The following is an 18,433-nucleotide window of genomic DNA, read 5'->3' on the forward strand; positions in this document are numbered from 1 at the left end:
GCTTTTCCTGTCTGCACGAGGAGGCGCGGGAGCTGTTTCCGCGTCCCTCGCGCAACGGATGGCGTCGGACTGTTGACGCTGTGAATGTACTGACCGTATGATTCGTTCCGTTCGGCCAGTACGTCCTGTACGTACCAACTCCTGAAGCACCGTCGCTCATCTGGAAGGTTCAATGATGCACACCCGACCACAGCACCGGAGGGCAGCGTTCCGATTCCTCGGAATCGCCGCCGCCGGCTCCCTCCTCGCCGGAGGACTCGCCGCCTGCTCCACCGACAACGCGGGCACCAGCGCCGACGGTGACGTGACGATCAACGTCGCCCTGGCCGCCAACCCGCAGATGAAGACCGCGGAGTCGCTCATCAGCGACTTCGAGGAGAAGAACCCGGGCATCACGGTGAAATTCACCACGCTGCCCGAGAACGACCTCCGCCCCACTGTCACCAAGGACGTGGCCACGAAGGCCGGGCAGTTCGACGTCGCCATGATCGGCTCCTACGAGGTCCCCATCTGGGCTCAGAACGGCTGGATCGTTCCGCTCGACGACTACGCGAGCGAGGACGCGGCCTGGAACGAGGCCGACCTCACCGCGCCGATCAAGGACATCGTCTCCGACGACGGCACCCTGTACGCCGCACCGTTCTACGGCTCGTCCTCCTTCCTGTTCTACCGCAAGGACCTCGCCGAGAAGGCCGGCGTCACCATTCCCGAGAAGCCCACGTGGGACGAGGTCGCCGCTGCGGCGGCCGCGATGGACGACGACGCGGCCGGTGTCTCCGGCATCTGCCTGCGCGGGCTCGCGGGCTGGGGCCAGAACCTCGCCTCGCTCACCACCGTGATCAACACCTACGGCGGCAGCTGGTTCAACGAGGACTGGGAGCCCCAGCTCACTTCTCCCGAGACCAAGGAAGCTGTGCAGTTCTACGTCGACCTGCTCCGTGAGCACGGCCAGCCCGACGCCGCCAAGGACGGCTGGGAAGGCTGCCTGCAGCAGATGAGCCAGGGCACCACCGCCATGTGGTACGACGACACCGTCTTCGCAGGGTCCGTCCTCGACCAGGCCACGCCCGAGGTCGAGCCGAACATCGGCTTCGCGATGGCACCCACCGGACCCTCCGGTCTCGCCTCCGGCTGGCTCTGGTCCTGGGGCCTGGGCGTCACCTCGAGCAGCAAGAACCCCGACGCGGCCTGGAAGTTCATCTCCTGGGTGACCAGCGAGGACTACATCGAGCTCGCGGGAGAGAAAGCCGGCTGGGACTCGATCCCGCCCGGATCCCGCACCTCGACGTACGAGATCCCCGAGTACACCGAGGCCGCCTCGCGCTACGCGGACCTCACTCTCGCCTCCATCGAGGCCGCCAACCCCAACCAGCCCACGGTCGATCCGGTTCCGTACACGGGAGTGCAGTACGTGCAGATCCCCGAGTTCGTGGACATCGGCGACTTCGTCTCGCAGCAGGTCGCCGGTGCGATCAGCGGCTCCCAGACGGTCGACGAAGCCCTGCAGAAGAGCCAGGACTACGCCACCGAAGCCGTGACCTCCGCCGGCTACCTCAAGTAGCACACCCCCGCTCCGCCCGCGGGTCCTCTCACCGGACCCGCGGGCGGAGCCCTCCTGATCGGACCCTCATGGCCTCCACCACGATCTCTCCCGCCCCGCCCGTCGTCCGTCCGCCCACCGTCTCCCGACGCGAGCGCTGGAATCTGCGCGGACCGCTGCTGCCGGCGCTGATCTTCACCCTCGTCATCACCCAGATCCCCTTCGTGATGACCCTGATCTACAGCTTCCAGGACTGGAATCTGCTCGGCGGCCGCCCCGCCACCTTCAATGCCGGCGCCAACTTCCTCTCCACCTTCAAGGACGAGATCTTCTGGAAGTCGATCGGCAACACCACCCTGATGACCGGCATCTCCACGATCGCCTGCATCGTCTTCGGCCTGCTCCTGGCCCTCCTGCTCAACCACTCCTTCCCCGGCCGCGGCCTGGCCCGCACTCTCGCCATCACGCCCTTCTTCGTCATGCCCGTGGCCGTCACCCTCTTCTGGCGCTCCGCGATGTTCGACCCCGGCTTCGGCCTGTTCGGCTGGATCTCCCGCGGCCTCGGCCTCCCCCCGATCTCCTGGCTCAGCGAGTACCCGCTCGCCGCGCTGATCATCCTGCTCACCTGGCGCTTCACACCCTTCGCGCTGCTGATCCTCATCGCCGGACTCCAGTCCGCGCCTCAGGAGCAGCTCGAGGCAGCCCGAGTGGACGGCGCAGGACCCCTGCGCCAGTTCTCGGCGATCCTCGTCCCGCACCTGAGGCCCTACATCGAGCTCACCGCGCTCCTGCTGGCCATGAACCTCATCCAGACGTTCGGCGAGATCGCACTGCTGACCGCCGGCGGCCCCGCCTACGCGACCACCAACATCACGTACTACATCTATCTGAAGGGGTTCAACTCCTTCGACTTCGGAGCGGCGTCGGCCTTCGGCGTCGTCACGCTCGTCCTCACCATCGCGCTCATTCTGCCCGCACTGCGCCTGCTGTCCGGCATCTTCCAGAAGGAGGGGCGACGATGACCGCCACCCTGATCACCCCGCCCAGCACCGTCACCGAGACCGAGCGGAAGTCTCGCCCCCGCAGCGCGATCCGCGTGCACCGCACACCCTCCAAGCGCATCGCGAGCGCGCTCATCGGACTCGGCGGCTGGATCGGCAGCCTGATCCTCTTCCTCCCCATCGCCTACATGGTGCTGAAGAGCTTCCAGACGGAGCCCGACGCGGCCGCCGCGGTTCCCAAGCTGATCTTCACCCCGACGATGGAGAACTACGCGGGCGTCTTCGAAGCGGGATTCTGGCCGTACGCGATCAACTCCCTCGTCGTCGTCGGCGTCTCCACACTGCTCGTCATCGTTCTCGCGGTCCCCGCCGCCTACGCGCTCTCCGTGCGCCCCGTGGAGAAGTCGCAGGACGTCCTCTTCTTCTTCATCTCCACCAAGATGATGCCCATCGCGGCAGCGATCATCCCCGTCTACGTCGTCGCGACGGCGCTGGGCGTCCTCAACACGCTCGGACTGCTCATCGTGATGCACCTCGGGATGAACCTCCCGCTGGGCATCTGGATGATCCGGTCCTTCATGCAGGAGCTCCCCGGCGAGATCATGGAGGCCGCCGCCGTCGACGGCGCCTCCCGCTGGAGAGCGCTGCGCTCGATCATCCTGCCGCTCTGCCGACCCGGCATCGTCTCCACCGCGCTCCTGTGCGCCGTGTTCTCCTGGAACGAGTACTTCTTCGCCCTGAACCTCACGAACTCGAACTCCACCCTTCCGCTGTTCCTGCAGAAGTTCCTGAGCTTCGGAGAGCTCTACACCGCCCACGTCGCCGCAGTCGCGACCCTCGTCAGCATCCCTGTCGTCATCGCCGGATGGATCGCCCAGAAGTCCCTCGTCCGCGGCCTCCTCTTCGGCGCGGTCAAGTAGATCCGGCGGAGGGGGGCACTCGACCCCTCCGCCTCGCGCATCAGGTCCCCGTGATCCGGTGCGTCTGGACAGTACGTACAAGAAGAAGTAGAGTCGCCTCTGGTACTCACCACTCGCCTGATCCGGGCGGCGCGGCGAGTCCTCAGGGCCGAGGATTCTCTTCAGCCACGACCGATGAAAGGTATTCACATGCGCGCAGTGGTTCTCGACGGCAAGGGCTCGATCGACGTCACAGAGCTGCCCGACCCGGTAGCCGGCTCCGGCGAAGTCGTCATCGCCCCCGAGGTCGTCGGTATCTGCGGAACCGACATCCACCTTGCCTCCGGCGACTATCCGACCGGCACGTTCCCAGTCGTTCCGGGACACGAGTTCGCGGGGACCATCGTCCAGGTCGGACCTGGCGTCGACGGCTTCTCCGTCGGCGATCGCGTCTGCGTTGACCCGAACGTCGCCTGCGGCCACTGCGACCAGTGCGTTGCCGGTGCCACCAACCTCTGCCGCAACCTCGTTCCCATCGGCGTCACCTCCAACGGCGCCGTCGCCGAACTCGTCAGCGTCCCCGTCGGAGTCGTCTTCGCCCTTCCCGAGGGCATCGACTGGACAACCGGCGCCCTGATCGAGCCTCTCGCGTGCGTCCTGCATGCCCTGGACCGGGTCGACTCCGTCTCCGGACAGCGCGTCCTCATCTACGGCGCCGGCTCGATCGGCCTGCTCGCCGCCGCCCTCGTCCGCGCCCGCGGAGCGTCCACCATCGATGTCGTCGAGCCCAGCCCGGTCCGGCGCCAGGCCGCCCTGGAGTTCGGCGTCGATGCCGTCTTCGCGCCGGGGGAGCGCGCGACCGAGCGCGACATCGACCTCGTCATCGAAGCCAGCGGACATCCCACCGCCGTCTCGGACGCTCTCGTGCGCCTCGCCGAGCGGGGCACACTTCTGCAGATGGGCGTCGTCAGCCCGACCGCCTCCATCGACCTCTTCCCCTACGACCTCTTCGATCGAGAACTGAAGATCATCGGATCGCAGTCCCTCGCGACCTCCTACCCGGCGGCCGTCGAGGATATCACGTCCCTCCCCGAGCTCGCCGAGCGCATGGTGACCCACACCTTCGGCCTCGCCGAGTACGCGGAAGCGCTCGCGGCCGCCAGCTCGGAGTCCGCGCGGAAGGTCCACATCTTCCCCCAGCGCTGACGGAAGCCCGCGTCGTCAGCGCGCGGGACACCCGCGAGAAAGGAACGGCCCGAGTCCTCACGAGGGCCGTTCCACTCACCGATTCAAGTCCCTCCGCGAACTGAGCACATCGCGAGCCGCCGTGCTCGGAAACCCTGCAGGTCCCGGGTCCCCGCCGATCGCGGCGACGGCTTCGGTGATGGTGCTGCACGAGCAGTTCGCGAGCTGGGCCTGCCCTCAGCCCAGGGATGGGTCGGCCAAGCACGGCCGGCGCGAAGCGTGCGACCCTAAGGACTGCATGTCAGCAAACTGAAATGCTCTCGATTAGGAGCGGCGATGGAGGCGCCCGGGGGAGCGCGCAAGCCCTACCCCGCCCTCGACGGGCTTGCGTACCGTCGCTGACGACCCGCACCACTCCTCGAGGCACCGGACCGGTGCAGAACAGGTGACAGCACATGACTCGCGAGCAGAACATCGCCGCCCAGCAGGCCTTCGGCGAGGCGGTCAACGTCGGCGACTTCGCCGCGTTCGACGCACTCGTCGCGCCCGACTCGGTCGACCACGACCCGGCGCCCGGCCAGGCACCCGGCCCGGAGGGATACGCCGCGTTCTTCGGCGACCTGCGGACCGCGTTCCCCGACATGGCGCTCGAAGTCGAGAAGCTCGTCGCGGACGACGACAGCGTCGCTTTCGCCTACACGCTGACCGGCACGCAGACCGGTGTGTTCCAGGGCCACGCGCCGACGGGCAGGTCCGTGAAGATCCGCGGCATGCAGATCAGCACCTTCGTCGACGGCAAGCTCGCCGAGCGCTGGGGAAGCAGCGACGAGCTCGGCATCCTCACGCAGCTCGGCCTCGCACCCGGCGCCTAGCAGGCGGGACTCCGGCGGGCTCCGAGGCTCGTGTGCAACCCACGCCTCGGAGCCCGTCGAGCGGAGCCCCTGCGAGCGAACTGACATGGCTTTGATTAGCGGCAATTGCTAGAAGGCGCACCGGCGGCGGTGTCAGTCGGTCGGCTCGCCGCGATGATGCCGGCTCTGACGTCGACCGTTCGGTGTTCCTTCGGCGGCCGGGATTCGTGGGTGCAGGTGGCGACGGCCACCGCGGATGAGAATCCCACCGTCGGCCGGTGCGGCACGTCGCCGCGGAGCCGGTCGTCGACGAGCGCGAGGGAGACCCGAGCTGCCCAGAGAGGGACGGCTCCATCGCGCCCTTCTTCAGCTCGATCACGACGTATCGGAGCTGACGGACGTGGAAGAAGAGCAGATAGATGGAGAAGTCCGACCCGTCGACCTCCTGCTCCTCGAGCTCGTCGATGAGGACTCGGACGTGGACCACGGTGAAGGTGCAACAGCCTGTGCACATTTCTGAGGCCCGCCCACCAGGCCGCGACGGGCCGCACGGAGAGCGGATTCCTGCTCGACGACCCTGTGTCCCTCGGGCTAGGGACTGGATCCGTCCCCGCCGCCGGCGATGTCCGCGGTGAGCAGCGCCACCTGCGCGGCAGCCTCCGCGTGCGTCATCGGGCGGCCCGGGACGCCGGGCCGCGTCTGCCACGGCAGCGGTCCATCGGCGCGGCGGTACTCGACCCCGAAGGCGTCGAGCCGGGTCAGGTGGTGGGTCAGTCGGGCCTCGAAGTCCTCCGTGTCGCGGTGCCCGCCCGACCAGAGCGCCTCCGCCAGCGCGCAGAGCCGGGGGAAGGCGAGGTAGTCGAGGGTGCGCGGAGAGTCGGCGTGCTCGGTCCAGAGGTTCCCCTGCCCGCCGAGGACGTGCCGGGCCTGCTCGGGGGTCAGCTCGGGCGGGACCGGGTCGAAGGCGAGGACGTCGGCGACCGTCGTGACGGTCGAGACCGGGATCGGCTCCGACGCCGCCTCGGACTGCCGGTGATCGAGGTAGGCGGTGTCCTCGGGGCAGGCGATCACGTCGTGGCCGGCCCGGGCCGCCGCCACCGCCCCCACCCGTCCCCGCCAGGACAGCACCGTCGCGCCGGGTGCGAGGCCGCCCTCGAGGATCTCGTCCCAGCCGAGCAGGCGGCGCCCGCGGCGGGCGAGGTGGGCGCCGATGCGCCCGACGAACCAGCTCTGCAGCGCGTTCTCGTCCGGGATCCCCAGCTCGCGCATCCGCTCCTGCGTGCGGGCGTCGGCCGCCCACTGGTCCTTCGGGCACTCGTCGCCGCCGATGTGGACGTACGCGGAGGGGAACAGCTCGATCACCTCGTCGAGGACGTGCTCGAGGAACTCGATCGTGCTCTCCTCGACGTTGAAGACGTTCGTGCTGACGCCCCACTCCGTCCAGGTCTCGAGGCTCTCGCCCCGCACCCCCAGCTCCGGGTAGGCGGCCAGGGCGGCCTGCGCGTGGCCGGGCAGCTCGATCTCGGGGACGACGGTGACGCCCCGCGCCGCGGCGTAGGCGACGATCTCGCGGATGTCGTCCCGGCGGTAGTACCCGCCGTGCGGCCGGTCGTCCTGCCCCGCGGTCGGGCCTGCGCCCACCTGCGACCGCCGCCGCCAGGCGCCCGCCTCGGTGAGCCGCGGGTAGCGCGGGATCTCCAGGCGCCAGCCCTGATCGTCGGTGAGGTGCAGGTGCAGCACGGTCAGGCGGTGCAGGGCCAGCAGGTCGATGACGCGGAGCACCTCGCGGACGGGTAGGAAGTGCCGGGCGACGTCGAGCAGCATCCCGCGCCAGGCGAAGCGCGGCTCGTCCTCGATCGTCACGGCCGGCACCGCCCAGCGGACCCCGGGCAGGGGAGCGGACCGGTGGATCGCCGGCGGCAGCAGCTGGAGCAGCGTCTGCACGGCGTGCAGCGCGCCCGCCGGGCCTGCTGCGGTGAGGACGACCGAGCGGTCGTCGACGCGGAGGCGGTAGCCCTCGGGTGGGAGCGCCGGATCGAGCGCGAGCCGGATGCCGGCCGTCGCCTGGTCGCCACGCTCGAGCGCGGATCCGGTCGCCCGGCCGACCGTGGCGCGGAGCAGCCGCGCGGCGCCTTCGAGGGCCTCCGGGCAGGCGATCCGGGTGCTCGCGGAGAGCACGAACTCGCCGGTCTCCGGGCGCAGCGAGCGGGGTCGGGGGAGGAGGGACGGCACGGCGGGCTCCGTTCTGCGCGGGGGATGCGACTCTTCGCGCCTGTCAGTGAAGCCTCGTTGACAGGGGTTCGCAAGGGTTCTTTACTAACTCCGTCGCAACTGGCGCAGGATCCCGGATCGCGACGCGGCACCCATACGGAGGAGAGAGCTGTGGCCTGGAAGAACGTGGTCGGGAAGTACGCATCGGTGCGGCGCAGGGCGGTCGTGCTCGGCGCCCTGGGGGTCGCGGGCGTGCTCCTGCTCACCTCGTGCACGACCAGCGACGGCGGGCCGGACGGGGCACGCGAGGAGGGCCGGACGCTGACCGTCTGGAGCATGGACGGCGACTACTCGCCCGAGACCCTCGCCGCCGTCGAGGAGCGCTTCACGAAGGCCACCGGCGCGGAGGTCGACGTGCAGGTGCAGACCTGGGAGGGGATCGCCACCAAGGTCTCGACGGCGCTCGCGACCGACTCCCCGCCGGACGTCCTCGACATCGGCAACACCCAGGTCGCCGGCTACGCCGCGAACGGCGGGCTCCTCGACCTGACGGAGCACCGGGACGAGCTCGCGCAGGGGCAGACCTGGCTCGACGGCCTCGTCGACCCGGCGACGTTCGACGGGCACCTCTTCGCCGTCCCCGGCTTCGCGGGCGCGCGGGCCGTCGTCTACAGCAAGAAGCTCTGGGCCGAGGCGGGCGTGATGACCCTCCCCACCAGCTACCAGGAGCTCACCGCCGCGCTCGACAAGGTGAAGGCCGCGCACACCGGCACCCCCGACTTCTCGGCCTTCTACCTCCCGGGGCAGTACTGGTACGCGGGGCTGCAGTTCGTCTGGGACGCGGGCGGCCGGATCGCGATGCAGGACGGCGACACCTGGTGGTCCGCGCTCAGCTCGAGGGCCTCGCGGTCCGGTCTCGAGGCGTTCAAGGAGTTCCAGAACGCCTACTCCAGCGCCTCCTCGGCGACGCTGAACACCCTCGACCCCGACCAGAACCAGATCTTCGCCGACGGCAAGACCTCCGCGATCCTGACCACCGGCGTCGCCGGCGTCCTGAAGGCGAACCCGGAGCTGTCGGAGGACGAGCTCGGGACCTTCCCGATGCCGGGCGTCGACGGCGGCACGCAGCCGGTGGTGCTCGGCGGCTCGAACTGGGCGGTCGCCGCCAAGTCGCGGAACGCCGACCTCGCCCGGCAGTGGATCGCCGTCGCCACGAGCCCCGAGGTGCAGCGCGACTTCGTCCACGGCGTGGACGGCTGGATCCCGAACAGCCGGGAGGGGATCGAGGCGGCGCAGTCCGATCTGAGCGAGATCGAGCGCGCGTTCTTCACCGCCGCGCTGACCTCGGAGTCCGTGCCGGCCAATCCGAAGTGGGCCGCGATCGAGAGCAACCGGGAGATCGAGTCGCTGTTCTCCTCGATCGCCTCGGGCGCGAAGAGCGTGCAGGAGGCGTCGGAGGAGTTCGACGCCGCCGCCGACGACACGCTCAACGGCCACTAGGCCGGCCGGGCGATCGCGCGATGTCCACCGCCCCCGCCACCGCCCCACCCCGCCCGGCGGCGGCGGCCCGCCGCGCCCGGCGCCGCTCCTCGCTCGCCCCGCTGCTGCTGCTCTCCCCGGCCGGGCTGGTGCTCGCGGGCGTGACGATCGCTCCGATCGTCTTCCTCGTCCTCACCTCCTTCACCGACTACGACCAGCGCAGCCTGTTCACCGGTGCCTACGACGTCGTCGGGCTCGCGCAGTACGCCGACATCCTCGGCGACCCGGAGTTCTGGCTCGCGCTGGTGCGCACCCTCGTCTTCACGAGCGCTCTCGTCGCGGGCAGCGTGCTGATCGGCGCGGGGATGTCGCACCTGCTGACCCGGCTGCCGGCGGCTCTGCGCCTGCTCACGACCGTGGTGCTGATCCTCGCCTGGGCGATGCCGAACGTCGCCTCCTCGCTGATCTGGCGGTGGCTCTTCCAGCCGCAGTACGGCGTCGTCAACTGGCTGCTCACCCGGACGGGGCTGGTCGGCGATCTGACCAGCACGAACTGGGCCGCCGACCCGCGGCTCGCCTGGGTCTGCATCTGGCTCCTCGTCGTCTGGCAGGCCGTGCCCTTCCTCGCCCTCACCCTGCACGCCGCCGAGACGCAGGTGCCGATCGAGCGCAAGGAGGCCGCGCGGCTGGACGGCGCCTCCGAGCTCGCGGTCTACCGGGTCGTCGTGCTCCCCGCACTCCGGCCGACCCTGCTGCTCGTGACGATGCTCTCGGTGATCTGGGACTTCAACGTCTTCAACCAGATCTGGCTCGTCTCGGCCGGCGGGCCCGACGGCGCCACGTCCACGCTCGGTGTCTTCACCTTCACGACGGCGTTCTCGGGCGGCGCCCGGATCGGCACCGGCTCCGCCATCGCCGTGTCGTCGACGCTGATCCTGCTCGCCCTGAGCGCCGTCTACATCCTCACCCTCGTCCGCTCCGGAGAGGAGCTCTGACCGTGACCTCGACCTCGACCTCGATCCGGCGCCGGCTGCGGCGCTACCCGTGGATCAGCTCGGCGATCGCGGTGCTGTTCTGCCTGCTCTGGCTCTTCCCGGTCTACTGGATGGTCAACACGGCCTTCAAGCCGCAGTCCGAGATGCTCAGCTCCACCCCGCACTTCCTGCCCGAGTCGCCGACCCTGGACAACTTCGTCCGGGCGCTCACCCAGGGCGACTTCCTGCGCCACCTGCAGAACTCGGTCGTGGTGGTGGGCGCCGCGGTCGTCGTCGCGATGGTGCTCGGGCTGTTCGCGGCGGCGGCGCTGGCGCGGTTCCGCTTCCGGGGCCGGCGGGCGATCCTGGTTCTGCTCCTCGTCGTGCAGATGCTCCCGGCGACGGCGCTGCTCCTGCCGCAGTTCCTGCTCCTGAACGCGGTCGATCTGATCGGGACCTCCGCGGGTCTCGCCCTCGCCTACGTGGCGGGCGTGCTGCCGTTCTCGATCTGGGTGATGCGCGGGTTCTTCCTCGCACTCCCCGTCGAGCTCGACGAGGCGGCGCGCCTGGACGGCGCCTCGACCTGGCAGCTGCTCACCCGCGTCCTCTTCCCGCTGGTGATGCCCGGGATCGTCTCGAGCAGCGTCTTCGCCTTCATCGCCGGCTGGAACGACTACATCGTCGCCTACACGTTCCTGAAGGATCAGGCCCGCTACACGCTCCCGGTCTGGCTCGCGTCCTTCAGCACCGCGTCGGGCGGTCAGGTGGGGACGGACTACGGCGGGCAGATGGCCGGGGCCGTGCTCTTCTCGCTCCCGGTGGTCGTGTTCTTCCTGATCATCCAGCGTAATCTCGTGTCCGGGATGTCGGCCGGCGCCGTCAAGGGCTGAGCCGGTCACGGGCTGAGATGAAGGACCATGGGCCAGCTGCGCGTCACCGAGAAGGCACTGCCGTCGCACAACCGCCGGCACAACCGCTCGCTCGTCCTCCAGCGCCTCTTCCACGACGGTGAGATGAGCAGGGCGGATCTCGCCCGGATCAGCGGTCTCACCGCGGTCACGATCTCCGATCTGGTCGGCGAGCTGCACTCGGAGGGGCTGCTGCTCGACCTCGGTCCCCGCGTCGACGCCCGGGTGGGCAAGCCCGCACTGGTGATCGCCTTCGACCACGGGGCGCGGAGCATCGTCGGCCTCGACCTCTCGGCGGAGGCCGAGTGCACCGGAGCCCTGGTCAGCCTGCGCGGCGAGATCCGGGAGCACCGCCGGCTCGCCCGCGACGGCGCGTCCGGGGCGGACGCGGTCGAGCTCGCCCTCGGCCTCGCGGCCGAGCTGATCGCCTCGTCCCAGGCTCCGGTCCTCGGGATCGGGATCGGCTCACCGGGGGTCGTCGACCACGGCGGCGTCGTGCGCGAGGCCCCCAACCTCGGCTGGCGGGGCCTCGATCTGCGGAGCGTCTTCGCCGAGCGGTTCGGCCTGCCCGTGCACGTCGCGAACGACGCCAACACGGCCGCCCTGGCCGTGCACACCTTCCACCGCGGCGGCGGAGCGAACCTGCTGCTCGTGCTGCTCGGCGACGGCGTCGGGGCCGGACTGATCATCGGCGGTTCCCTCGTCGAGGGCGATCAGTTCACCGGCGGCGAGATCGGCCACGTCGTCATCGACGAGGACGGCGAGCAGTGCTCGTGCGGGCGGCGGGGCTGCCTCGAGTCCGCGGTGTCCGTCGCGCACCTCGGCCCCCGGCTCGCGGCGGCCTCGGCTCCGGAGCAGGAGCGGCTGCTGCGCCGGGCCGGCCGGTCGCTCGGGATCGCGCTGGCGCCGATCGTCGCCGTGCTCGGGATCGACGCGGTCGTCCTCGCCGGTCCGGAGCGCTTCGTCGAGGGGGTCCTGCTCGAGGAGGCGCGTGCGACCATCGCCCGCCGCACGCTGCCCGCCGTCACCCGCGAGCTGCGGATGGAGTCCCGCACGGACCCCGGCGAGCTGGTCCTGCAGGGCGCCGCGGCGCTCGTCCTCAGCCACGAGCTCGGCATCTCCTAGCCGCCGGCCCGGTCCTCGAACGTCGTCGCACTAGGCGCCGAGGACGACGACGTCCTCGGACTCCTCAGAAGTTGTCGTACTCGAGCGCCGAGTACGACAACTTTCGGAGAGTGGCGGGGCGTCGGCCGGTGCGGTGCGCGGGTCAGTCGCGGGCGCGGCGGGTCTGCTTCGCGTTCGCGCGCTGCAGGGCGTCGACGAGCTCGGCTTTCGTCATGCGCGAGCGGCCGGAGACGTCGAGGCGCTTCGCGAGGTCGAGCAGGTGCGCCTTGGTGGCGTTCGCGTCGACTCCGCCGGCCGTGTCGCCGTCGCCGTCCGGGCCGCGCTGGGCGGCGCGGTCGTCGGAGGGGCCGCTCTCGGCCTTGCGCTCCCAGTGGTCGCCGACCTTCTCGTACTCGTGCTTCAGCGCGGCGAACGCGGTGCGGTGCGCCCGCTCACCCTCGCCGTAGCTGTCGACGGCCGAGTCGTGCGCGGCCGACCACAGCTTCTGCGCGTGCTCGTCCGACCGCTCGATCGTCGACGGGATCTCCTCTTTCGCGGGCATGCTGCCTCCCTCTCGTCGCTCCGACGCTACCCCCGCCGTCCCCCTCCGCGAGATGCCACTTGTGCACGCCTTTCACGGCGTGTCGCGTACACAAGTGGCATCTCGCGGAAGGGAGAGAGGGGGTCAGCCGAGGAGGCGGTCCTGGACGAAGGCGCTGGCGAAGCGGTCGGTGGGGTCCCAGGCGGAGCGGAGGGTGCGCCACTCGTCGAGGTGCGGGTAGAGCGGGGCGATGTCGGCGGCGGTCGCGAGGAAGTGCTTGCCCCAGTGCGGGCGAGCGCCGAGCGGGAGCAGCGCGCCCTCGACGGCGGGCAGCACGGCGTCGACGCCGGCGCGGTCCTTCTTGAAGGTGAAGTGGATGCCGACGCTGTCGCGACCGGAGGCGGGGGAGAGCCACTGGTCGTCGCCGTCCATGGTGCGCAGCTCGGTGATCAGCAGGACCTCGTCGATCCGCTCGCCGATCGCGCGCAGGGCGACGAGGGCCTCGCGGATGTTCTCGCGCGGCACCATGTACTCGCTCTGGATCTCGTCGCCGGCGCTCGGCTCGCGGTCGAGGCGGAAGTGCGGCAGGCGCTCCGACCAGGGGCCGACGGAGCCGCCGAACGGGTTGAGGTTCGAGTCGACGCCCTCGGAGACGGCGAACAGCGAGGCGGAGGCGGCGACCGCACCGAGGTGGGTCGCGTCGACGTCGGCGACCGAGCCCTGCTCGACCTTGGTCTTCAGCCAGAGCTGCTCCACGGTGGGGCTCGACCAGTGCGTCATCAGGCTCACGCTGTAGGCGGAGGAGGTGATCGCGTCGAAGTCGTCGAGCACGCGGTCCCAGGGCAGGTCGACGAAGGCGTCCTGGCGGACGTCGAAGGTCGGCTGGATGTCGAGGGTCACCCGGGTGACGACGCCGAAGGCGCCGAGGCCGACGACGACGCCCTCGAAGCCGGGCTCGCCGCGGCGGATCGTGCGCAGCGAGCCGTCGGCCGTGACCAGCTCGAGCGCCGAGACGGCGGAGGAGAGGTTGGCGTTGCGGTCGCCCGAGCCGTGGGTGCCGGTCGAGATCGCGCCGGCCACCGAGATGTGCGGGAGCGAGCCCATGTTGTGCAGGGCGTAGCCGTTGCTGTGCAGGTGCGAGGCGACGATTCCGTAGCGGGTGGCGCCGCCGACGGTGATCGTGCTCGCCTCGGCGTCGATCACCGGGTCGGGGGCGATGCGGCCGAGGTGCAGCAGTGCCCCCGCGGTGTCGGGGAGGGCGTTGAAGGAGTGGCGGGTGCCGAGCGCGCGGACCCGCTCGTTCTCGCGGACGAGGTTCTGCACCTCGTCGATCGACTCCGGCTCGAGGATGTCGGCGGCGCGGTACTCGTAGGTGCCCGCCCAGTTGCTCCGTTGCGTCATGTCCCCATTCTGCCGGGCTCGCCGCCGGTTTGTTGCCAGGTGCAACGAATCCGCGGCGAGCCCTCGGTGGCGAGCGTCCAGCGAGCGTGCAGTGGCGCTCAGTACTCGATGCGACCGTGGCGGTCGTGGAACTCGCCGGTCGGGCCGTCCGGGCCGAGCAGGGCGAGCGCGACGGTCGCGTCGGTGCCCTCGGTGACGGTCTGGTGCCCGCCGTGGCCGTTGAAGTCGGTCGCGGTGTAGCCGGGGTCGCTCGCGTTGATCCGGAACTCGGGCAGGTTCTTCGCGTACTGCACGGTCAGGGTGATCACCGCGGCCTTCGAGGCGGCGTAGGGGATCGCGGGCACGCCGAACTCGTCGCGGCCGGGCGTGACCAGGGCGCGCGGCCAGCCGACTCCGGAGGAGACGTTGACGACGACGGGCGCGGCCGAGCGGCGCAGCAGCGGCAGCGCGGCCTGGGTGACGCGGACGATGCCGACGACGTTCGTCTCGAGGACGCTCGCCATCGCCTCCGCCGAGAGGTCGTCGACGCCGAAGGAGGTGCCGAGGATCCCGGCGTTGTTGACCAGGACGTCGAGGGCGGGGAGCGAGGCGAGGGCCGCGTCGACGCTCGCCTGGTCGGTCACGTCGAGCTGCACGACCTGGGCGCCGAGCGCCCGGGCGGCGTCGCCGTTGGCGGGGTCGCGCATGCCGGCGTACACGGTGTGGCCGGCCTCGATCAGGCGGCGGGCGGTCTCGAGGCCGAGGCTCTTGTTGGCCCCGGTGATCAGTGTCGTTGTCATGGCTCCATGCTCCGCCCCGGCGCCTCCTCCGCCCAGGCCCCGGTCGACGGGAGGACCAGCAGTACCAGGACCGCTCCGCCCCCGCGGGGGATCATGGGGGCATGAGCGAATTCGCGGACGTCCTCCGCTCCTGGCGCGAGCGCGTGACGCCCGCCGAGGTGGGCTTGCCCGCCGGACCGAGCCGCCGGACCGCGGGCCTGCGCCGCGAGGAGCTCGCCGCGCTGGCGGGTGTGAGCGTCGACTACATCGTGCGTCTCGAGCAGGGCCGGGCCGTGCATCCCTCGGCGCAGCTGCTCGGCGCGCTGGCCTGCGCGCTGCGGGTGACGGAGGCGGAGCGCGACCACCTCTACCGGGTCGCGGGGGTCGCGCCGCCGACCGCGACGCAGGTGCCGCAGCACATCACCCCGGGGGTGCAGCGGATCGTCGACCGCTGCGGCGACGTGCCGCTGGCCGTCTTCAGTGCCGCGCACGACATCCTGCTGTGGAACCCGCTCTGGGCGGCGCTGAACGGCGATCCCTCGCGGCACACGGGTCTGGACCGCAACCTGGTCTGGCGCTACTTCACCCAGGGGCACGAGGGCACCGAGTTCGACGACCAGCACGCCGAGGACTTCGCGAACGACCTCGCGGCGGATCTGCGCGCGGCGGTGGGCCGCTACCCGGACGACGCGGCGCTCGCGCACCTGGTGGCGCGGCTGCGGGCGACCTCGCCCGACTTCGAGCGGCGCTGGGCCGTGGCCCGGGTCGCCGAGCACCGCTCCAGCCGGAAGACCGTCACCTCGACGCCGGTCGGGCCGATCACCATCGACTGCGATGTGCTCGCGGTGCCGGGAGGCGACCTGCGGATCGTGATCTACACGGCGACGCCCGGCTCGACCGATCAGACGCGTCTCGACCTGCTCCGGGTCACGGGGCTGCAGGAGCTCGTGGCGCACTGACCGCGTCGGCCGATCGGTCGTCTGCGGGCGGGGTGGCGCCGAGCCGGTGCCGGCGCTCGATCGCCTGGCCCGCGTAGCCCGCGGCGACGATCAGCGCGGCGCCGACCGCCCCGAGCGGCCCGATCGCCTCGCCCGCCACGACGACGCCGACGAGCAGCGCCCAGACCGGCTCGGTGCCCATCAGGATGCTGGCGCGCGCCGCCGAGGTGCGCCGGACCGCCCAGAGCTGGACCACGAAGGCGAAGACGGAGCAGAGCAGCCCGAGGAAGAGGACGCCGGACCAGCCGCCGGCGTCCAGCGCCCGGGCGGCGGCGGGAAGGTCCGGCCCGGCGAGCAGCGAGAAGACGGCGGCGCAGACGACCAGCTGCACCAGGACCACGCCGAGCGAGCCCTCCGTGCGCCCGCGGACGAGCCGGGCGCTGGCCGTCACGTGCACGGCGCGCACCACGGCCGCCGCGAGCACGAGGGCGTCACCCCAGGTCGGGGTGCGCAGACCGCCGTCCGAGACGAGCAGGGCCACCCCGACCACGGCCGCGACGGCGGTGACGAAGAAGGAGCGCGGCAGCCAGGAGCGCGAGGCGAGGCCCTCGAGCGCGGGGGTGAGCACCAGGGCGAGGCTGATCAGCAGGCCCGCGTTGGTGGCCGAGGTGAGGTGGACGCCCCAGGTCTCGAGCCCAATGATCGCGGCCTGCGAGGCGCCGAGGAGGGCGGCGACGGCCAGCCCCCGCCCGCGGGGGAGGCGCTCGCGGCGGGCGAGGCAGAGCAGGGCGAGCGCGGCGGCGGCGGTGAGGAAGCGCAGCGCGACGGTCGAGGGGACGCCGATGTCGGCGGCGACGTCCTTCGCGGCGACGAAGCTCGCGCCCCAGACGGCGGCGACGGCGAGCAGCAGCAGGTCGACGGCGAGGTCGGGGCGGGAGCGGAGGGGCACGGGGACAGCGTCGCAGGCGGGAAGCGGAAGAGCGACCGGCTGCTCCTTCACCGACGATGAAGCGCTCGCTTCCCGGTTAGGCTCGCGCCCATGGATCCCGCCCGCCTCCGCCTGCTCCGCGAGCTCGGCGATCGCGGGAGCGTGGCCGCCGTCGCCGCCGCGCTCGGGGTGAGCCCCTCCGCGGTCTCGCAGCAGCTCGCCGCGCTGCAGGCGGGCGTCCCAGTGCCGCTGACGGTGAAGGAGGGGCGGCGGCTCGTGCTCACCGAGGCCGGCGAGGCGCTCGCGATCGCGGGGACGCGGGTGGAGGAGGCGCTCGCCGAGGCGGCGGACACCATCGGCTCGTTCCTCCGGCACGACGATCGCGCGGTGCGGGTGTCGGCGTTCCACAGCGCGGGGCTCGCCTTCTTCGGCCCGCTGCTCGCGGCGCTCGCCGACGGCCCGCGAGTGGCGCTCGCCGATGCGGACGTCGCGCAGAGCCGCTTCGCCGGGCTCACCGCCGACCACGACCTCGTCGTCGCGCACCGGCTGCCGCAGGATCCGGAGTGGCCGCGGGCCCGGCTGGTCGTCACCCCGCTCCTCGTCGAGCCGCTCGACATCGCGCTGCCGGCCGCGCATCCGCTGGCCGCGCAGTCGAGCATCCGGCCCGAGCAGCTCGCCGACGAGCAGTGGGTCTCCACGCACGAGGGCTTCCCGCTCACGGGCGTGCTCGAGCACCTCGGCGCGCTGATCGGCCGCGCCCCGCGGGTCGCGCACCGGATCAACGAGTTCTCGGTCGCCGCGCAGGTCGTCCGGTCCGGCGCCGCGATCGCGATCCTGCCCCGGATCACCGCGGCGCCGCTCGCCGTCGACGGCATGGTCCTCCGCCCGCTCGAGGGCGCCGGCCTCGTCCGCCACGTCGACGTCCTGGCTCGCCCGGACGCGCTGGCGCGCACCGCGGTCCGCACCGTGCTGGCGGCGCTGCGCCGCGTCGCCGCCGGCTGACGGCTCCACGTCCGGCGCCGGCGGATCTCGATACGCCCGCTCCCCGGGCCACTCGATCAGCATGATCGGCCGGCCCACCGTGCAGGATGCTCGATCGGCAGGGCCGGGCTGCCCTTGCATGCTGGTCGAGTAGCCCCGGAGGGGCGTATCGAGACCCACCGTCGCCAGCAGGGCTGGTCGGCGGACGCTGGTCTCAGCGAGGGTGATACGCCCTGCGCGGGCTACTCGATCAGCAGAGAGGCGCTCGAACGGTGGGGAGCGCTCGAGCGCTGCAGAACATCAGCTGAGAAGGGGTGGCCTCCGCTGTCAGGGGAGGGACCCTGCTCTCAGCTGATGTTGTGCGCACCCCCTGCTGGTCGAGGAGCCCCGGAGGGGCGTATCGAGACCCGGCGTCGTCAGCGGGGTGGTCTGCAGGCTGCTCGTCTGGAGCTGGGGGATCTCGATACGCCCGCTTCGCGGGCTACTCGATCAGCGTGAGAGAGAGAGGGCGGCTCTCCTCTAGAGGACCCTCCGCGGAAAGTGGAGGAGCCACCGGAGAACGGCGTCGAAGACTCCACGATGCGTGGAGGGGGCGGCCGGGATGCGAGGCTGGAAACCTGACTGCAACACGGTTTGTCCGTGCATCGGGGAGTCGGGGCCGTCGCGGCGCGGAAATCCTCCGTGCGACGACGCGGTGGAGTGCCCGGCTGCGGTCGACTGGGTCAGCGCCGCCC

The 18,433-nt window shown here is 71.4% G+C and carries 16 protein-coding genes; 11 read left to right on the top strand and 5 right to left on the bottom strand.

Translation table 11 applies throughout. The annotated features are described in order from the left end of the window. Positions 1-175 precede the first annotated feature (175 nt). From EDF43_RS10560 to EDF43_RS10580, 5 genes are all read left to right on the top strand, one after another. The gene (locus tag EDF43_RS10560; RefSeq protein ID WP_123734232.1) at positions 176-1,561 is read left to right on the top strand and encodes a sugar ABC transporter substrate-binding protein; all 1,386 of its coding nucleotides are present in this window, start codon (positions 176-178) and stop codon (positions 1,559-1,561) included. Between the two features lie 68 nt (positions 1,562-1,629). After that, the gene (locus EDF43_RS10565; protein WP_132436716.1) at positions 1,630-2,562 is read left to right on the top strand and encodes a sugar ABC transporter permease; all 933 of its coding nucleotides are present in this window, start codon (positions 1,630-1,632) and stop codon (positions 2,560-2,562) included. Further along, the gene (locus EDF43_RS10570) at positions 2,559-3,461 is read left to right on the top strand and encodes a carbohydrate ABC transporter permease (protein ID WP_132436718.1); all 903 of its coding nucleotides are present in this window, start codon (positions 2,559-2,561) and stop codon (positions 3,459-3,461) included. The genes EDF43_RS10565 and EDF43_RS10570 overlap by 4 nt, the downstream gene beginning before the upstream one ends. Positions 3,462-3,650: 189 nt before the next feature. Continuing rightward, positions 3,651-4,646, top strand: coding sequence for an alcohol dehydrogenase catalytic domain-containing protein (locus EDF43_RS10575; protein ID WP_165909078.1), 996 nt, complete (start codon positions 3,651-3,653; stop codon positions 4,644-4,646). Between the two features lie 434 nt (positions 4,647-5,080). Then, positions 5,081-5,497: an ester cyclase gene (locus EDF43_RS10580; RefSeq protein ID WP_132436722.1), complete on the top strand. Its 417-nt coding sequence runs from the start codon at positions 5,081-5,083 to the stop codon at positions 5,495-5,497. A gap of 570 nt (positions 5,498-6,067) precedes the next feature. On the opposite strand, the gene EDF43_RS10590 is transcribed toward EDF43_RS10580, so the two are convergent. Then, positions 6,068-7,708, bottom strand: a complete 1,641-nt coding sequence (locus EDF43_RS10590) for a beta-N-acetylhexosaminidase (protein WP_132436726.1) — start codon at positions 7,706-7,708, stop codon at positions 6,068-6,070. A gap of 150 nt (positions 7,709-7,858) precedes the next feature. Between EDF43_RS10590 and EDF43_RS10595 the strand changes: the two genes are divergently transcribed. Genes EDF43_RS10595 through EDF43_RS10610 form a run of 4 tightly spaced genes read left to right on the top strand, consistent with a single transcriptional unit; the run spans position 7,859 to position 12,173 of the window. Then, positions 7,859-9,187 carry an extracellular solute-binding protein gene (locus EDF43_RS10595; protein WP_207901685.1) on the top strand — a complete coding sequence of 443 codons (1,329 nt, stop codon included), beginning with the start codon at positions 7,859-7,861 and terminating at the stop codon, positions 9,185-9,187. Between the two features lie 20 nt (positions 9,188-9,207). Next, entirely contained in the window at positions 9,208-10,161 is a 954-nt protein-coding gene (locus tag EDF43_RS10600) for a sugar ABC transporter permease (RefSeq protein WP_132436728.1), read from the top strand. A 2-nt stretch (positions 10,162-10,163) separates the two neighbouring features. Continuing rightward, positions 10,164-11,030, top strand: a complete 867-nt coding sequence (locus EDF43_RS10605; protein WP_207901687.1) for a carbohydrate ABC transporter permease — start codon at positions 10,164-10,166, stop codon at positions 11,028-11,030. A 27-nt stretch (positions 11,031-11,057) separates the two neighbouring features. Beyond that, positions 11,058-12,173 carry an ROK family transcriptional regulator gene (locus tag EDF43_RS10610; protein WP_123732559.1) on the top strand — a complete coding sequence of 372 codons (1,116 nt, stop codon included), beginning with the start codon at positions 11,058-11,060 and terminating at the stop codon, positions 12,171-12,173. Positions 12,174-12,315: 142 nt separating this feature from the next. On the opposite strand, the gene EDF43_RS10615 is transcribed toward EDF43_RS10610, so the two are convergent. From EDF43_RS10615 to EDF43_RS10625, 3 genes are all read right to left on the bottom strand, one after another. Then, positions 12,316-12,714, bottom strand: coding sequence for a ChaB family protein (locus tag EDF43_RS10615; RefSeq protein WP_123706382.1), 399 nt, complete (start codon positions 12,712-12,714; stop codon positions 12,316-12,318). Positions 12,715-12,837: 123 nt separating this feature from the next. Next, a complete protein-coding gene (locus EDF43_RS10620; protein WP_132436729.1) occupies positions 12,838-14,094 on the bottom strand; it encodes a D-arabinono-1,4-lactone oxidase in 1,257 nt (418 codons plus the stop codon). A gap of 98 nt (positions 14,095-14,192) precedes the next feature. Then, positions 14,193-14,873 (bottom strand): SDR family NAD(P)-dependent oxidoreductase, encoded by a 681-nt coding sequence (locus EDF43_RS10625; RefSeq protein ID WP_123446999.1) that lies wholly within the window; start codon positions 14,871-14,873, stop codon positions 14,193-14,195. 101 nt (positions 14,874-14,974) lie between these two features. On the opposite strand from EDF43_RS10625, the gene EDF43_RS10630 reads away from it, so the two are divergent. Further along, positions 14,975-15,811 (top strand): helix-turn-helix transcriptional regulator, encoded by an 837-nt coding sequence (locus tag EDF43_RS10630; RefSeq protein WP_123706385.1) that lies wholly within the window; start codon positions 14,975-14,977, stop codon positions 15,809-15,811. Here the strand turns inward: EDF43_RS10630 and EDF43_RS10635 are convergent. Then, positions 15,780-16,739, bottom strand: a complete 960-nt coding sequence (locus EDF43_RS10635; protein WP_132436731.1) for a DMT family transporter — start codon at positions 16,737-16,739, stop codon at positions 15,780-15,782. The two genes, EDF43_RS10630 and EDF43_RS10635, sit on opposite strands and share 32 nt — an antisense overlap. 90 nt (positions 16,740-16,829) lie before the next feature. Here EDF43_RS10635 and EDF43_RS10640 point away from each other — a divergent pair, with 90 nt between their 5' ends. Then, complete coding sequence (locus EDF43_RS10640; RefSeq protein ID WP_132436733.1) at positions 16,830-17,720, top strand: LysR family transcriptional regulator; 891 nt, start codon at positions 16,830-16,832, stop codon at positions 17,718-17,720. The last annotated feature ends 713 nt before the right edge of the window (positions 17,721-18,433 follow it).

It is taken from the genome of Rathayibacter sp. PhB179 (genome assembly GCF_004345345.1).
In the GTDB taxonomy this organism is placed as follows: Bacteria; Actinomycetota; Actinomycetes; order Actinomycetales; family Microbacteriaceae; genus Rathayibacter; species Rathayibacter festucae.

What these genes read in the sequence shown, in the direction of transcription:
- EDF43_RS10560 (WP_123734232.1), top strand. Translation starts at nt 176, where the DNA reads ATGCACACCCGACCACAGCACCGGAGGGCAGCGTTCCGATTCCTCGGA.
- EDF43_RS10565 (WP_132436716.1), top strand. Translation starts at nt 1,630, where the DNA reads ATGGCCTCCACCACGATCTCTCCCGCCCCGCCCGTCGTCCGTCCGCCC.
- EDF43_RS10570 (WP_132436718.1), top strand. Translation starts at nt 2,559, where the DNA reads ATGACCGCCACCCTGATCACCCCGCCCAGCACCGTCACCGAGACCGAG.
- EDF43_RS10575 (WP_165909078.1), top strand. Translation starts at nt 3,651, where the DNA reads ATGCGCGCAGTGGTTCTCGACGGCAAGGGCTCGATCGACGTCACAGAG.
- EDF43_RS10580 (WP_132436722.1), top strand. Translation starts at nt 5,081, where the DNA reads ATGACTCGCGAGCAGAACATCGCCGCCCAGCAGGCCTTCGGCGAGGCG.
- EDF43_RS10600 (WP_132436728.1), top strand. Translation starts at nt 9,208, where the DNA reads ATGTCCACCGCCCCCGCCACCGCCCCACCCCGCCCGGCGGCGGCGGCC.
- EDF43_RS10610 (WP_123732559.1), top strand. Translation starts at nt 11,058, where the DNA reads ATGGGCCAGCTGCGCGTCACCGAGAAGGCACTGCCGTCGCACAACCGC.
- EDF43_RS10615 (WP_123706382.1), bottom strand. Translation starts at nt 12,714, where the DNA reads ATGCCCGCGAAAGAGGAGATCCCGTCGACGATCGAGCGGTCGGACGAG.
- EDF43_RS10620 (WP_132436729.1), bottom strand. Translation starts at nt 14,094, where the DNA reads ATGACGCAACGGAGCAACTGGGCGGGCACCTACGAGTACCGCGCCGCC.
- EDF43_RS10625 (WP_123446999.1), bottom strand. Translation starts at nt 14,873, where the DNA reads ATGACAACGACACTGATCACCGGGGCCAACAAGAGCCTCGGCCTCGAG.
- EDF43_RS10630 (WP_123706385.1), top strand. Translation starts at nt 14,975, where the DNA reads ATGAGCGAATTCGCGGACGTCCTCCGCTCCTGGCGCGAGCGCGTGACG.
- EDF43_RS10640 (WP_132436733.1), top strand. Translation starts at nt 16,830, where the DNA reads ATGGATCCCGCCCGCCTCCGCCTGCTCCGCGAGCTCGGCGATCGCGGG.